This window comes from Methyloceanibacter sp. wino2, assembly GCF_003071365.1.
Lineage (GTDB): Bacteria > Pseudomonadota > Alphaproteobacteria > Rhizobiales > Methyloligellaceae > Methyloceanibacter.
The window spans coordinates 3,070,900-3,084,480 of sequence record NZ_CP028960.1 but is presented as its reverse complement, the minus strand read 5'-3'; the positions used below and the strand labels follow the sequence as shown (position 1 = coordinate 3,084,480).

At 64.0% G+C, this 13,581-nt stretch carries 15 protein-coding genes and 1 pseudogene; 6 read left to right on the top strand and 10 right to left on the bottom strand.

Features of this window, described 5'->3' with window-relative positions:
- Positions 1-41 precede the first annotated feature (41 nt).
- The 7 genes from DCY11_RS14755 to DCY11_RS14725 form a co-directional block, all read right to left on the bottom strand.
- Positions 42-1,052, bottom strand: a complete 1,011-nt coding sequence (locus DCY11_RS14755; RefSeq protein WP_108683505.1) for a quinone oxidoreductase — start codon at positions 1,050-1,052, stop codon at positions 42-44.
- A 38-nt stretch (positions 1,053-1,090) separates the two neighbouring features.
- On the bottom strand, positions 1,091-2,563 hold the full coding sequence (gene gatB / locus DCY11_RS14750) for an Asp-tRNA(Asn)/Glu-tRNA(Gln) amidotransferase subunit GatB (protein ID WP_108683504.1): 1,473 nt from the start codon (positions 2,561-2,563) through the stop codon (positions 1,091-1,093).
- 22 nt (positions 2,564-2,585) lie between these two features.
- Positions 2,586-2,894, bottom strand: a complete 309-nt coding sequence (locus DCY11_RS14745; protein WP_108683503.1) for a chorismate mutase — start codon at positions 2,892-2,894, stop codon at positions 2,586-2,588.
- Positions 2,895-2,906: 12 nt separating this feature from the next.
- A complete protein-coding gene (locus tag DCY11_RS14740) occupies positions 2,907-3,302 on the bottom strand; it encodes a RidA family protein (RefSeq protein WP_108683502.1) in 396 nt (131 codons plus the stop codon).
- A complete protein-coding gene (gatA, locus tag DCY11_RS14735) occupies positions 3,299-4,783 on the bottom strand; it encodes an Asp-tRNA(Asn)/Glu-tRNA(Gln) amidotransferase subunit GatA (protein WP_108683501.1) in 1,485 nt (494 codons plus the stop codon). The genes DCY11_RS14740 and gatA overlap by 4 nt, the downstream gene beginning before the upstream one ends.
- A gap of 6 nt (positions 4,784-4,789) precedes the next feature.
- Positions 4,790-5,077, bottom strand: a complete 288-nt coding sequence (gene gatC / locus DCY11_RS14730; protein ID WP_108683500.1) for an Asp-tRNA(Asn)/Glu-tRNA(Gln) amidotransferase subunit GatC — start codon at positions 5,075-5,077, stop codon at positions 4,790-4,792.
- A 144-nt stretch (positions 5,078-5,221) separates the two neighbouring features.
- On the bottom strand, positions 5,222-5,923 hold the full coding sequence (locus tag DCY11_RS14725; RefSeq protein ID WP_108683868.1) for a metal-dependent hydrolase: 702 nt from the start codon (positions 5,921-5,923) through the stop codon (positions 5,222-5,224).
- A 29-nt stretch (positions 5,924-5,952) separates the two neighbouring features.
- Between DCY11_RS14725 and ruvX the strand changes: the two genes are divergently transcribed.
- Positions 5,953-6,423 carry a Holliday junction resolvase RuvX gene (gene ruvX / locus DCY11_RS14720; protein WP_108683499.1) on the top strand — a complete coding sequence of 157 codons (471 nt, stop codon included), beginning with the start codon at positions 5,953-5,955 and terminating at the stop codon, positions 6,421-6,423.
- A 17-nt stretch (positions 6,424-6,440) separates the two neighbouring features.
- On the opposite strand, the gene DCY11_RS14715 is transcribed toward ruvX, so the two are convergent.
- Together DCY11_RS14715 and DCY11_RS15640 are read right to left on the bottom strand one after the other, a co-directional pair.
- Positions 6,441-6,995 (bottom strand): disulfide bond formation protein B, encoded by a 555-nt coding sequence (locus tag DCY11_RS14715; RefSeq protein WP_108683498.1) that lies wholly within the window; start codon positions 6,993-6,995, stop codon positions 6,441-6,443.
- An 11-nt stretch (positions 6,996-7,006) separates the two neighbouring features.
- Positions 7,007-7,162: a DUF5993 family protein gene (locus DCY11_RS15640; RefSeq protein WP_158007427.1), complete on the bottom strand. Its 156-nt coding sequence runs from the start codon at positions 7,160-7,162 to the stop codon at positions 7,007-7,009.
- A 288-nt stretch (positions 7,163-7,450) separates the two neighbouring features.
- Here DCY11_RS15640 and DCY11_RS14710 point away from each other — a divergent pair, with 288 nt between their 5' ends.
- Genes DCY11_RS14710 through dprA form a run of 4 tightly spaced genes read left to right on the top strand, consistent with a single transcriptional unit; the run spans position 7,451 to position 11,539 of the window.
- Entirely contained in the window at positions 7,451-8,407 is a 957-nt protein-coding gene (locus DCY11_RS14710) for an aspartate carbamoyltransferase catalytic subunit (RefSeq protein WP_108683497.1), read from the top strand.
- A gap of 5 nt (positions 8,408-8,412) precedes the next feature.
- Positions 8,413-9,741: a dihydroorotase gene (locus DCY11_RS14705; RefSeq protein ID WP_108683867.1), complete on the top strand. Its 1,329-nt coding sequence runs from the start codon at positions 8,413-8,415 to the stop codon at positions 9,739-9,741.
- 36 nt (positions 9,742-9,777) lie between these two features.
- On the top strand, positions 9,778-10,413 hold the full coding sequence (plsY, locus tag DCY11_RS14700) for a glycerol-3-phosphate 1-O-acyltransferase PlsY (protein WP_371515013.1): 636 nt from the start codon (positions 9,778-9,780) through the stop codon (positions 10,411-10,413).
- Positions 10,388-11,539, top strand: a complete 1,152-nt coding sequence (dprA, locus tag DCY11_RS14695) for a DNA-processing protein DprA (protein ID WP_108683495.1) — start codon at positions 10,388-10,390, stop codon at positions 11,537-11,539. Before plsY ends, dprA begins: the two co-directional genes overlap by 26 nt.
- A 6-nt stretch (positions 11,540-11,545) precedes the next feature.
- Here the strand turns inward: dprA and DCY11_RS14690 are convergent, their stop codons facing one another.
- Complete coding sequence (locus DCY11_RS14690; RefSeq protein ID WP_108683494.1) at positions 11,546-11,794, bottom strand: hypothetical protein; 249 nt, start codon at positions 11,792-11,794, stop codon at positions 11,546-11,548.
- A gap of 220 nt (positions 11,795-12,014) precedes the next feature.
- Here DCY11_RS14690 and topA point away from each other — a divergent pair.
- A pseudogene (gene topA, locus DCY11_RS16225) lies at positions 12,015-13,553 on the top strand (type I DNA topoisomerase); the annotation flags it as partial.
- Positions 13,554-13,581: the final 28 nt, after the last annotated feature.

Here is a 13,581-nt window from a genome sequence, read left to right as displayed (position 1 = left end):
GGATGTCGTTGGGCCCGCTTTGGAGCCCGCTCTGGGCCCGGCTATGGGATCAGGACCGACGAGCCCGTGGTCTGACGGCCTTCCATGGCGCGATGCGCGTCGGCGGCATCCTTGAGCGCGAAGGTCTGGTTCACCGAAACCCTGACCGCGCCTTTGGCCAGGACGTCGAAGAGATCGTTCGCGGTGGAGACGAGTTCCTTACGCGTGGCGATGAAGTCCCAAAGCGAAGGCCGCGTGGCGAGGAGCGAGCCCTTTTGCGCCAGAAGATTGATGCGGAACTCCGGCACGGGCCCCGAAGACTGGCCGAAGCTGACCCACAGGCCACGCCGCTTGAGGCAATCGAGCGAGCCGGGAAACGTCTCCTTGCCGACGGAGTCGTAGACCACGTCGACCCCCTCGCCGCCTGTGTACTCCTTCACCTTTGCGACGAAGTCCTCTTCCCGATAGTTGATCACGTGTGTGCAGCCATGAGAGCGCGCGATCAGCGCCTTGCCGGCCGAGCCCACCGTGCCGATCACGGTCGCACCCAGTGACGCCGCCCATTGGCAGGCGATCGTGCCCACGCCACCCGCCGCCGCGTGGAACAGCAGCGTCGTCTTGGGGCCGACCTTGAAGATCTGCCGCAACAGATACTGCGCCGTCATGCCTTTCAGCATCACCGCCGCGGCAACCTCGTCGCTCACGCTATCGGGAATACGCACCACGCGGTCTGCTGCAATCAGGCGCTCTTCTGCATAGCTGCCCGTATGGCCGGCATAGGCCACCCGGCGGCCGACTTTCAGCGTGCGGACGCCTTCGCCAAGCGCGGTGACGACGCCCGCCCCTTCCGTGCCAGGAACGAACGGCAAGGCGTCCTGCGGGTAGAGGCCCGACCGCATATAGGCGTCGATGAAGTTGAGGCCGATCGCCGTCTGCTTGATGCGGATCTCGCCCGGCCCCGGCTCACCGATATCGGCCTCTTCCCATTTGAGGACGTCGGGGCCGCCGTATTTGTGCACGCGGATGACGCGAGTCTTGTCCGTCGTCTTATCTTTGGTCTTGGCTCGGGTCATGTCTCGGACGATCCGCCGCTCGCGCGATCAGGCTATCGCTAGTCGATGCCGAGCTTTGCCTTGATCAGGGCGTTGACCGCTTGCGGGCTGGCCTTACCGCCCGTCGCCTTCATGACCTGGCCGACGAACCAGCCGGCCATTGCCGGCTTCTCCTTGGCCTGCTCGACCTTGTCGGGATTGGCCGCAAAGACCTCGTCGACTGCCTTCTCGATGGCACCGGTGTCGGTCACCTGCTTCATGCCGCGCTTCTCGACGATCTCGGCCGGGTCGCCGCCTTCGGTCCAGACGATATCGAAGACGTCCTTGGCGATCTTGCCGGAGATGGTCCCGGCCTTGATGAGATCGACAATGCCGCCGAGCTGCGCCGACGAGACCGGGCTGTCGTTGATGGTCAGGCCTTCCTTGTTGAGACGGCCGAACAGCTCGTTGATGACCCAGTTCGCGGCCTGCTTGGCATCGCGCCCCTTCGCCACGTCCTCGAAATAGTCGACGCTCTCACGCTCGGCCACGAGCACGTCAGCGTCGTACGGCGTGAGACCGTAATCGGCGATGAACCGCGCCCGCTTCTCGTCCGGGAGTTCCGGGAGACTTTTGGCGATGTCGTCGACGAAGTCCTGCGTCAGCTCGAGCGGCAGCAGGTCCGGGTCCGGAAAGTAGCGATAGTCGTGCGCCTCTTCCTTGGAACGCATCGACCGCGTCTCGCCGGTCTTCGCGTCGAACAGGCGCGTTTCCTGATTGATCGTCCCGCCGTCCTCGATGATCTCGATCTGACGGCGCGCCTCGTACTCGATGGCCTGGCCGATGAAGCGGATCGAGTTCATGTTCTTGATCTCGCAACGCGTCCCGAGCTCATCGCCCGGACGGCGGACGGAGACGTTTACGTCAGCACGCAACGAGCCCTGATCCATATTGCCGTCACAGGTGCCGAGATAGCGCAGGATCGTCCGCAACTTGGACACATAGGTTTTCGCCTGCTCTGAAGAGCGAATGTCCGGCTTCGACACGATTTCCATCAGCGCGACGCCCGACCGGTTGAGGTCGACGTAGGAGTTCTGCGGATGCTGGTCGTGCAGGCTCTTGCCCGCATCCTGTTCCAGATGCAGACGCTCGATGCCGACGATCACGCGCTCGCCGCTCAGCATGTCGACGATGACCTCGCCCTCGCCCACGATCGGGTTCTTGTACTGGCTGATCTGATAGCCCTGCGGCAGGTCCGGATAGAAATAGTTCTTCCTATCGAACACCGAGTACAGATTGATCTCCGCCTTGAGGCCGAGTCCGGTCTTGATTGCCTGGGATACGCACGCCTCGTTGATGACGGGCAGCATGCCGGGCATGGCCGCGTCCACGAGGCTGACATGGGAATTCGGCTCGCCGCCGAATTCGGTCGACGCGCCCGAAAACAGCTTCGCGTTCGAGGTGACCTGGGCATGGACCTCCATGCCGATGATGACTTCCCAATCGCCGGTCTCGCCCGCGATCAAATTCGATTTATCCGATTTGGCGTCCATGATGCTGACCTTGGAGGAACCGTTACCCTTTGGATTCCTTGCGGAGATTCTCTTCCTCGTACTGGATGAACCAGCCGATCATTTGGCGCCAAAGCGCCTCGACGAGTTCCGGCGGCAGCTCGTTCTTTTCCGCCCGCGCCCGCACCTTGTCGATGACCTGCTGAATGCGCCACGGCACCGTGGCGTCGGCCGGCGACTTCTTGAGTTGCCAGGCCCGGTCCACATAGGCGAAGCGCTCGCAGATCAGATCGACCATCTGTTCGTCGATACGATCGATCTCGACCCGGACGTCGTCCATGCTCTCGCAGTTCTGTGCCGCGCGTGTAGCCATGATCTCGCTCCCTTATCCGGATGTCTCGGGGACGACGGCATCGACGGCGATCTCCACCAGCCAGTCCGGAGAGACGAAACCCGATACCGCGAGCGTCGTATTGGCGGGACGGATGTCGCCGAAGACCTCGCCATGCACCTTGCTCACCGACTCGAAGTCGGCAATGTCGACAAGATAGACCGTCGTGCGGACAACGTCCTTGAGGCTCGAGCCCGCGTCCTGCAGCGCCCGATCGATGGTCTCAATGATCGCACGCGTTTGCGCCTCAGGATCCCCGATGGCCACGGGCTTGCCGCCCGACGCCGCGGTCGTGCCCGCAACCGAAATCCAGTTGCCTACGCGCACGGCCCGCGAATAACCGACGGTCTTCTCGTACGGGCTCCCCGATGAGATCAGACGCCGGTTCATGGCTTGCTCCACCAGTCCTGCGGCTTGGCCATGGGCCCCGCCGCGTCCTCGATGGCCTGTCCCACGCGGAACAGCGTCTCCTCGTCGAAAGCCCGGCCGATGACCTGAAGGCCGAGCGGCGTTCCTTCCGACGACAAGCCGGCCGGTACGGAGATGCCCGGCAGGCCCGCCATGTTCACCGTCACCGTGAAGATGTCGTTCAGGTACATCTCCAGCGGATCGCCCGACTTCTCGCCGGCCGCGAAGGCAGGCGCGGGCGTGGTCGGCGTCAGGATCGCATCGACGCCTTGGAAGGCCTGGTCGAAGTCCCGCTTGATCAGGGTGCGGACCTTTTGCGCCTTGAGGTAATAGGCGTCGTAATAGCCGGCCGACAACACATAGGTCCCGATCAACACGCGCCGCTTTACCTCCGCGCCGAACCCGGACTCGCGCGTGTTCTCGTACATGGAGATCACGTCCGTGCCGGGCTCGCGCAGACCGTAGCGAACGCCGTCATAGCGGGCGAGGTTCGACGACGCCTCTGCGGGCGCGACGATATAATAGGAAGGCAAAGCGTATTTCGTGTGCGGCAGGCTGATGTCTTTGACGGTGGCGCCGGCCTCCGTGAGCCAGGCAATGCCCTGCTGCCACAGCGCCTCGATCTCGGGCGCCATGCCCTCGACGCGGTATTCTTTGGGGATGCCGATGGTCAGCCCCTTCACGCCCTGGTCGATCGCGGCCTCGAAGTCGGGCACGGGAAGATCCGCGCTGGTCGCGTCTTTCGGATCGTGGCCCGCCATGGCGCCCAGCAGAATGGCCGAGTCCCGCACGGTACGGGCGATCGGCCCGGCCTGGTCCAGGGACGAGGCAAAGGCGACGATGCCCCAGCGGGAGCAGCGGCCATAGGTCGGCTTCACCCCGACCGTGCCCGTGAAGGCCGCAGGCTGCCGAATGGACCCGCCCGTGTCGGTGGCCGTGGCGCCAAGACATAGGCGCGCCGCAACCGCAGCCGACGAACCGCCGGAAGAACCGCCGGGTACGAGCGGCGCATCGGACCCCTCGCGCCGCCAAGGATTGATCACCTCGCCGTAGAAGCTCGTCTCGTTGGACGAGCCCATCGCGAACTCGTCATTGTTGAGCTTGCCGAGCATGACCGCGCCCGCATCCCAGAGATTGCCGGTGACGGTCGACTCATAAGTCGGCGTGAAACGGTCGAGGATATGGGAGCACGCGGTGGTGCGGACGTCCTTCGTGCAGAAGAGATCCTTGATGCCGAGCGGAATACCCTCCAGCGCGCCCGCCTCACCTTTGGCGATCCGCGCGTCGCTGGCCTTGGCCATGTCGAGCGCGTGCTCGGGCGTCTCGAGCACATAGGCGTTGAGCGACCGGTTGGCCGCCTTGATGGCCGCCGTGTGGGCTTCCGTCAGCTCCACGGCCGAAAAAGACTTGTCGGCAAGCCCCTTGCGGGCGTCGGCTATCGTCAGGTCTGTGAGATCCGTCACGGCTGGCTACTCAACGATTTTCGGGACGACGAAGTAGTGGTCGTCCTCTTGGGGTGCGTTCTTGACGATGTCCTCGGCCTTGAAGCCGTCGGTCACCTTGTCTTCGCGCATCTTCATGGTCATGGCCTCGACCCGGGTCATCGGCTCCACATTGGCCGTGTCGAGCTCGTCCAGCTGCGCCACCCAATCGAGAATCCCCGAAAGCTCCGATTCCAGCCGACCGGCCTCGTCATCGGTGATGGCGATGCGGGCAAGACGGGCGATGCGAAAGACGGTGGCGCGGTCGACAGACATGGATTTGACGCTGGCTCGAATTCAGGCCCTCAGGATATCAGTCCCAAAGGCTCGCTGGCTGGGAGAACCGGAGAAACCGGGGCATCCCCTGTAGCACCGCCCCGCCGGGGCGGCAACTGGGCGAAACCCCGCCCCTGTTCGTGCTCACGCGTCGAAAGGAACACCGACTTCGGGCACCATGACCTCGAGGCCACCCATGGCCGCCACAAACTTGTCAGCCGTCTGGTCGATCACGGGAAAAGTGCCGTAGTGACAAGGGATAACGGTGTCGAAGTCAAAGTAACGCTTGCACGCCAACGCCGCTCCCTTGGCACCCATCGTATAACGGTCGCCGATGGGGACGATGCCGATCTGGGGCTCATGCAGCTCGTTGATCAAGGCCATATCGGCGAACACATCCGTGTCGCCCATGTGATAGAGCGTCTTGCCGCTTTTCGCGGCGATGATGATCCCGCAAGGGTTGCCGAGATAGACCGGCCGCCCGTCGACCATGTTGGACGAGGAGTGGAGCGCCTGGACAAAGGTCAGATCGAACCCGTCCTGCGGAACCATGCCGCCGGTATTCCCCGGATCGGTCTTCTCGACCCCGTGGCCGGCCAGATAGGTCGCGAGTTCGTGCACGGCGATCAGCTTGGTCCCGGTCTCCTTGCAGATCCGGACCGTGTCGCCGACATGGTCTTCGTGGCCGTGGGTCAGCGCCACATGGGTGATCCCGTCGATCACATCGATCTCGGCGATGCCCGACTTTTCGAACGTGGGATTGCCGGTGAGAAAGGGATCGATCAGGATGCGGCTTGCGCCGAACTCAACGCGAAAACAAGAATGACCAAACCACGTTATCTTCATCGTCTCACCCCTCACATCACGCAGTGACTATGGCTCCGCCCTTTCCTATCGAAGAGTTGCCGTCGAAGCTACAGCCTGGCGCGCGTCTTCTTGGCTTTGATGTGGGAACCAAGACGATCGGCCTTGCGCTGTCGGACGTCACCCGGGCCATCGCGACGCCCTACGAGACGGTGCACCGCACGAAATTCACCGCCGATGCCAAGGCGATCGCCGCCATCGCGGCCAAGGAGGGCGTGGGCGGGCTCGTGATTGGGCTGCCCCTCAATCTGGACGGCTCCGAGGGGCCCCGCGCCCAATCGACCCGCGCTTTTGCCCGGAACCTTGGCCAGCATCTGGACCTCCCCATGGCATTTTGGGACGAGCGCCTGTCGACGGCGGCGGTCGAGCGGCATCTGATCGAGGCCGACGCCTCCCGCAAACGCCGGGCCGAAGTCATCGACCGGATGGCCGCCGCCTACATCCTGCAAGGCGCGCTCGACCGCATGAAGGCGCTTCGCTAACGGCCTCCAGGCTCAGCTCAATCGTTGATTTGGAAGAGCTCGTAGTTCTCGGGATTGTCGGGGCAAAGACCCGTGCCGCAAAGGGCGATGGTCGAAAAGATATTGGCGAAGGTCAGGACGAAAAACAGAAGGATCGCGATCAGCGGCAGCCCCTTCAAGCGCCCGGAAGCCGACTGCACCTGCGAGAATTGCCGGTCGCCGAGCAGCATGATTCCGCTGCCGAGGACGATGGCGACCGCGAAGAGGAACGCCCAGGTGTAAAGGTGCATGCCCCAGACCGGAGGGCCGTAAAAGCCCGTACCCGGCACGATGTGGAGCAGGATCTGCCGCATGGAGATCGCGGCGCTCGCGATCCCGCCGATGATGGCAATCCCATAGTGGCTCGGCTTTGGGCCGAACACGACGTTGAGCGCGATGCCGCAGCCGGCGGCGATCAGACCCGCCCGCTGCAAGATGCAGAGCGGGCATGGAAGCTCGCCGAACCAGACCTGATCGATGAACGCCATCGTCAAGACGGTGCCGATGGCGAGTAACCCCGACGCGTTCAGCAGCTTCGACAGCTCGGCGGACACGGTCTGGCTCCTCAGAGTTGGATGCTCAAGACTTCACCGACATGAACGCGGAATAGGATCAGCATTGTGGCAAGCCCGATGAGCCAGAAGCCCACGGACACACCGCGCTGACGCAGCCATGCCGCACCAATCGCGCACGCAAACAGAACAAAGGGCAAGCTCATCATGGGGGTCGCGCTCCCAATTGTTCCTGTAGGTCGGCCAATGCCGGCAGCAGCGCCACGCCGGAGGGACGAAGCCCCGCTTGGGCATGGCGACGATTGGTGCTGCCTCTGGCCAACCAACGATTCGTCTAGTCCCTGACTATTTGGGATTGGCCGCGCCTTGACAAGCCCCGAGGCCCGCGGGGCGCCTGCGCTGACGGAGGCATGACGGCGCGTTTTTCCCCGGTTCGCGTCCTCGCATCCGCCATGCGCTTGAAGCTTTGGAAATCGGGGCCTATACAGTGCCCTTTAATGAGCAACGTGGCTGAAGCCCCTACCCCATCCTTCCCGCATCGCCACCTTCTCGGCATCGAAGGTCTGAAGCGGGACGAGATCCTGTCGTTGCTCGACCTCTCCGAGGACGCGGCGGCTCAGAGCCGCAGGGTCGACAAGAAGAGCAACGACCTGCGCGGCCGGACGCTCATCAATCTTTTCTTCGAAGCCTCGACCCGCACCCAGAGTTCTTTCGAACTGGCGGGCAAGCGCCTCGGCGCGGATGTCATGAACATGTCGATCCCGACATCGTCCATCAAGAAGGGCGAGACGCTGATCGACACAGCCGTCACGCTGAACGCCATGCGCCCCGATCTGCTCGTGGTGCGCCACCATGCGGCCGGCGCGGTCGAGCTCCTGTCGCAGAAGGTCGATTGCTCGGTCATCAACGCCGGCGACGGCAGTCACGAGCATCCCACCCAGGCCCTGCTCGACGCCTTGACCATCCGCCGCCATAAAAAGCGCTTCGAGGGTCTGACCGTGGCAATCTGCGGCGACATCGCCCACTCGCGCGTGGCCCGCTCCAACATTCTATCGCTCAACACGCTCGGCGCCCGCGTCCGTGTGGTGGCGCCCTCGACGCTGCTCGGCGAAGCGGTGGACCGGCTCGGTGTCGAAGCGTTCACCTCCATGCATGAGGGCCTGAAGGACGCGGACGTCGTGATGATGCTCCGCCTTCAGCGCGAACGCATGGCCTCCAGCCTGATCCCGAGCCAACGGGAGTACTTCCACTTCTACGGGCTCGACGCCGACAAGCTGGCGAGCGCCAGGGATGACGCCATCGTGATGCATCCGGGCCCGATGAACCGCGGCGTCGAGATCGACGCTTCAATCGCAGACAGTCCGCGCAGCGTGATCCGCGAACAGGTCGAGATGGGTGTCGCCGTACGCATGGCCGTGCTGCAAGCCCTCGCGCGCCATCTTCCGAACGAATGATCGTCATGGACCACGAAGCCGAACCCGAAACTGCCCACCGCCCACACCGCAAGCCGCTTGCGCTGGTGAATGCGCGGCTCGTCGACCCGGCTTCGGGACTGGATGCCTTTGGCGGGCTCCTGATCGCCAATGGCACGATCGCCGACCTCGGCATGCACATCACCGAAGGCTCGATCGAAGGCGCAGAGTCCCTCGATTGCGGCGGGCGCACCGTCGCGCCCGGGCTCATCGACATGATGGTCTTCTGCGGCGAGCCGGGCCATGAGCATCGCGAGACGCTGGCGACCGCGAGCCGGGCGGCGGCGGCCGGCGGCGTCACCACGATCTGCTGCATGCCGAACACCGACCCCGTTATCGACGACGTGGCGCTCGTCGACTTCGTGCTCCGGCGTGCGCGCGACACGGCCCTCGTTCATGTCCATCCCATGGCCGCCATGACCCGCGACCTGAAGGGCGAGGACATGGCCGAACTCGGCTTGCTGCGGGATGCGGGCGCGATCGCCTTCACCAACGGCAAGACGAGTGTCGCCAACGCCAAGCTGATGCGGAACGTTCTGTCCTACGCCAAGGACTACGGCGCGCTGATCGTCCACCATCTGGAGGACGCCAACCTCGCCCAGGACGGGGTCATGAACGAAGGCGAAGTCGCGACGCGTCTCGGACTGCGCGGCATCCCGACGGAAGCCGAGACCATGATGCTCGACCGCGACATCCGCCTCGTCGAGCTGACCGGAGGCCGTTACCACGCGGCGCAGATATCCTGCCGCGCATCGCTCGAGGTGATCCAGGCCGCGAAAGCACGCGGCCTGCCCGTCACCTGTGGCGTCAGCATCAATCATCTGACCCTGAACGAGAACGATATCGGCCCCTACCGGACGTTCTTCAAAATGACGCCGCCGCTCCGGGCGGAGGAAGATCGGCAGGCCATGGTCGAGGGGGTGGCCAGCGGCGATATCGACGTCATCGTCTCTGCGCACGACCCCCGCGGCGCCGAAGGAAAGCGCCGCCCCTTCGCCGAAGCCAATGACGGCGCCGTGGGTCTCGAGACCATGCTGGGCGCGGGACTGCGCCTCTTCCACAACGGCGAGATCACGCTGCACCGGCTCCTGAATGCGCTCTCGGCACGGCCTGCGGAACTCTTGGGGCTTGCCGGCGGACGCCTAGTGAAGGGCGCGCCGGCGGATCTCGCCTTGATCGATCTGGAGATGCCCTGGACGGTCGCCCGCGAAGACCTCCGCTCGAAATCAAAGAACACGCCGTTCGACGAGGCCCGGTTCGAGGGGCGCGCGCTGGTGACGTTCGTTGCCGGGCGCCCGGTCTATCACTACGGTTGACCCGCGCGACGCGCGACACGGCTGAGGGGGGAAAGCATGCCGACTGAGGACTGGTCTGCCGCCATGCCGGTTGCGCTCGGCGTCTATCTCCTGTGCTTCGCGCTTGGTTACCTTCTCGGCTCAATCCCGTTCGGACTTATACTGACGAAATTGGCCGGGCTGGGCGATGTCCGCAACATAGGCTCCGGCAATATCGGCGCGACCAATGTTCTCCGCACCGGGAACAAGGGCCTCGCGGCGCTCACCCTATTGCTCGACCTGCTGAAGGGAACCGCCGCCGTTCTCATCGCCGGCGCGTTCGCCGGGCCCTATGGCGCCATCGTCGCAGGGCTAGGCGCCTTTCTCGGCCATCTCTTCCCGGTCTGGCTCAGATTCAGCGGCGGCAAGGGCGTCGCGACCTATATCGGTGTCGCACTCGGCCTGTTCTGGCCGGCGGCCCTCGTATTCTGCCTCGTCTGGCTGCTCGTGGCGGCCATCACACGCTATTCCTCCCTGTCCGCGCTCACCGCCAGCGCCGCCACCGTGATCTTCCTGGCGGTGATCGGGCAACCGCCCCTGGCCATCCTGTTTGGCTTGATGACCGCCCTCCTCTACCTTCGTCACAAGGAGAATATCTGCCGGCTGCGACAGGGCGAGGAATCACGCATTGGCGGGAGCAAGCAACAAGCCTGAACCGGAACGTCGGCTGAGCGACGCTCAGCGGCTTGCCTGGCTGCGGCTGCTGCGCAGCGAGAATGTTGGCCCGGCGACGTTCCGCGCGCTGGTCAATCAATTCGGCGGCGCCCAAGCCGCGATCGACGCACTCCCCGATCTCTCCAGGCGCGGCGGGCGCACCCAGGCGATCCGCTTGTGTAGTATCGACGACGCCGCAGCGGAACTTGCGCGGGCCAAACGCATTGGCGCGTATCTCGTCGCCCATGGAGAGCGCGGCTACCCGCCGGCACTGGCCCACACGGACGGCTCGCCCCCACTCATCTACGTCAAGGGGCGCTTGGAACTCGCGGACATGCCGATCATCTCCATTGTGGGCGCACGGAACGGGTCGGCTGCGGGCCAGAAATTCACGCGGCAAATCGCCAATGCACTGGGACTCGAAGGCTTCGTCATCGCGTCGGGCTTGGCGCGCGGTATCGATACCGCCGCGCACAACGCCAGCCTCGATGCCGGCACAATCGCGGTCGTGGCGGGCGGTATCGACGTGGTCTACCCGCCGGAGAATGCCGACCTTCAGGAGGCCATCGGCGAGCGCGGACTGCTGATCAGTGAACGGTCGCCCGGCCATACGCCGCGCGCAAAGGACTTTCCGCGCCGGAACCGCCTGATATCGGGCATCGCGCTGGGTGTGGTGGTGATCGAGGCTGCGCAGCGCTCCGGATCGCTCATCACGGCGCGCATGGCCGGAGAGCAAGGGCGCGAAGTCTTCGCCGTGCCGGGTAGCCCGCTCGACCCGCGCGCAGCCGGCACAAACAATCTCCTGAAACAAGGCGCCACGCTGGTTGCTGCGCCGGAGGACATCACCGAGGCACTCGCGCCGATCCTCGGGCGCCCTGCCGGCAAGACACCGCGCGAACTGTCCTCCAACGAGGAGCAGGAAGTGCCCCGCCCGCTTCCGGACATCGGTCAGACCGAGCGCGACCGCGTGATCGAGGCCCTCGGGCCAAGTCCGATCGATATTGACGAGATGATTCGCTGCACGGGCATCGAGACCCGGAAGGTCCACATCATCTTGCTGGAGCTCGATCTCGCGGGACGCCTGCAGCGCCACCCGCGCCAGCTCGTGTCACTGATCGATCCGTGACGTGGATTAATCAGGCCGCGCTTTTTGCTCGTTGGCTTTGCTCAAGGACTTCCCGATGCAATACGCCAACTCAGGCATATCGTACCGAAACGCAAGCAGCAGCAGTTGCGTGAGATAGTCTGCAATGTAATCGGCCGCGTCCTGCCGCGAGGCAAATTCCACGTGGCTTTCGGAAACATCCGGCTTTGCCCGAAGCGACTTGCCGCCGCCATTGCCTCTCGATTCACCGCTTCCTGTCACCGCAACCACATCCATTTTTGTGAGAATTCGGCGGGCGCAGTCGTGTCAGCGCCGAGGCCCTTTTGATCGTCTTCCGGTTGCGGACTAGTATTATATACACTTGATACTTGTCAATCGATCTCGCGGCCAATTTGACACCGGCTGATCGAGTCACCATTTTCGCCCACGAGTCCGGGGGCCAATTCCGAAATTTCTCCCTTGGCCGCGCGCCACTCGCACGGCTAGGAACATCTCAATGAACATCGTCATCGTCGAATCGCCGGCCAAGGCAAAAACCATCAACAAGTATCTCGGCTCAGATTATCGGGTGCTGGCCTCCTATGGTCACGTCCGCGATCTGCCGTCGAAGAACGGATCGGTGGTGCCCGACAACGACTTCGAGATGCACTGGGATGTCGACCCAAAGTCGGCCAAGCGGCTGAACGAGATCGCGCAAGCCGTCAAGGGCGCCGACAAGCTCATTCTGGCGACCGACCCTGATCGCGAAGGCGAAGCCATCTCCTGGCACGTGCTTCAGGTGCTGGAGCGCAAGAAGCTCCTCGGCAAGATCCCCGTGGAGCGCGTTGTCTTCAACGCCGTCACCAAGGATGCGATCCGCGATGCGATGCGCAATCCGCGCGCAATCGACGAGCCGCTGGTCAACGCCTATCTCGCCCGCCGGGCCCTCGACTATCTCGTCGGCTTCACGCTTTCGCCTGTCCTGTGGCGCAAGCTGCCCGGCGCGCGGTCGGCCGGCCGCGTCCAGTCCGTCGCGCTGCGGCTCGTCTGCGAGCGCGAACTGGAAATCGAGAAATTCGTCGCCCAGGAGTACTGGTCGATCACGGCCGCGCTGGCGACCGGCAAGAACGAGACGCTCAACGCACGCCTTTTCTCCGTGGAAGGCGACAAGCTCGGCAAGTTCGATATCCCGGACGAAGCGACAGCGATGGCGTTGAAGGCGGCGCTGGACGGCGGCCGCTACAGCGTCGGATCGATCGAGAGCAAATCGCAGAAGCGCAATCCCGCGGCCCCGTTCACCACATCCACCCTGCAGCAGGAAGCCTCGCGCAAGCTCGGATTCAGCCCGCGCCAGACCATGCAAGTGGCGCAGCGGCTCTACGAGGGCGTGGCCCTCGGCGGCGTCACCGAAGGCCTCATCACCTATATGAGAACCGACGGTGTGCAGATCGTGCCCGAAGCGATCTCGCAGGTCCGCTCGTTGGTGACCGGCCTCTACGGGCAGCGCTACGTGCCGGCAAGCCCGCGTCAATACCAGACCAAGGCGAAGAACGCGCAGGAAGCGCACGAAGCCATTCGGCCGACCGACTTCAGCAAGGCGCCCGACAAGGTCGCCCGTTATCTCGAGCCTGATGCCTTGAAGCTCTATAAGCTGATCTGGCAGCGCACGCTCGCAAGCCAAGCAGCCAGCGCGGAAATCGAGCGCACTACGGCCGACATCGACGTGGCCGGAACGGACGGGAAATCCTACGGCGTCCGCGCCACCGGGTCGGTGATCCGCTTCGACGGTTTTCTGAAGATCTATGAGGAAGGCGTTGACGACGCGGTCGGCGAAGACGGCTCCCTACCCGCGCTGACCCAGGGCGAGAGCCTTGACCCGCGCGCCATTGAAGCCAAACAGCATTTCACCGAGCCGCCGCCGCGCTACTCGGAAGCCACCCTTATTAAGAAGATGGAGGAACTCGGCATCGGGCGCCCCTCGACTTACGCGGCGACACTGAATGTGCTGCGCGAACGGGACTATGTGCGCATCGACAAGAAGCGGCTTTACCCCGAAGACAAGGGGCGGCTCGTAACCGCTTTCC

Coding starts and splice junctions, on each gene's coding strand:
- DCY11_RS14755 (WP_108683505.1), bottom strand. CDS start 1,052: ATGACCCGAGCCAAGACCAAAGATAAGACGACGGACAAGACTCGCGTC.
- gatB (WP_108683504.1), bottom strand. CDS start 2,563: ATGGACGCCAAATCGGATAAATCGAATTTGATCGCGGGCGAGACCGGC.
- DCY11_RS14745 (WP_108683503.1), bottom strand. CDS start 2,894: ATGGCTACACGCGCGGCACAGAACTGCGAGAGCATGGACGACGTCCGG.
- DCY11_RS14740 (WP_108683502.1), bottom strand. CDS start 3,302: ATGAACCGGCGTCTGATCTCATCGGGGAGCCCGTACGAGAAGACCGTC.
- gatC (WP_108683500.1), bottom strand. CDS start 5,077: ATGTCTGTCGACCGCGCCACCGTCTTTCGCATCGCCCGTCTTGCCCGC.
- DCY11_RS14725 (WP_108683868.1), bottom strand. CDS start 5,923: ATGAAGATAACGTGGTTTGGTCATTCTTGTTTTCGCGTTGAGTTCGGC.
- ruvX (WP_108683499.1), top strand. CDS start 5,953: ATGGCTCCGCCCTTTCCTATCGAAGAGTTGCCGTCGAAGCTACAGCCT.
- DCY11_RS15640 (WP_158007427.1), bottom strand. CDS start 7,162: ATGATGAGCTTGCCCTTTGTTCTGTTTGCGTGCGCGATTGGTGCGGCA.
- DCY11_RS14710 (WP_108683497.1), top strand. CDS start 7,451: ATGAGCAACGTGGCTGAAGCCCCTACCCCATCCTTCCCGCATCGCCAC.
- DCY11_RS14705 (WP_108683867.1), top strand. CDS start 8,413: ATGGACCACGAAGCCGAACCCGAAACTGCCCACCGCCCACACCGCAAG.
- plsY (WP_371515013.1), top strand. CDS start 9,778: ATGCCGACTGAGGACTGGTCTGCCGCCATGCCGGTTGCGCTCGGCGTC.
- DCY11_RS14690 (WP_108683494.1), bottom strand. CDS start 11,794: ATGGATGTGGTTGCGGTGACAGGAAGCGGTGAATCGAGAGGCAATGGC.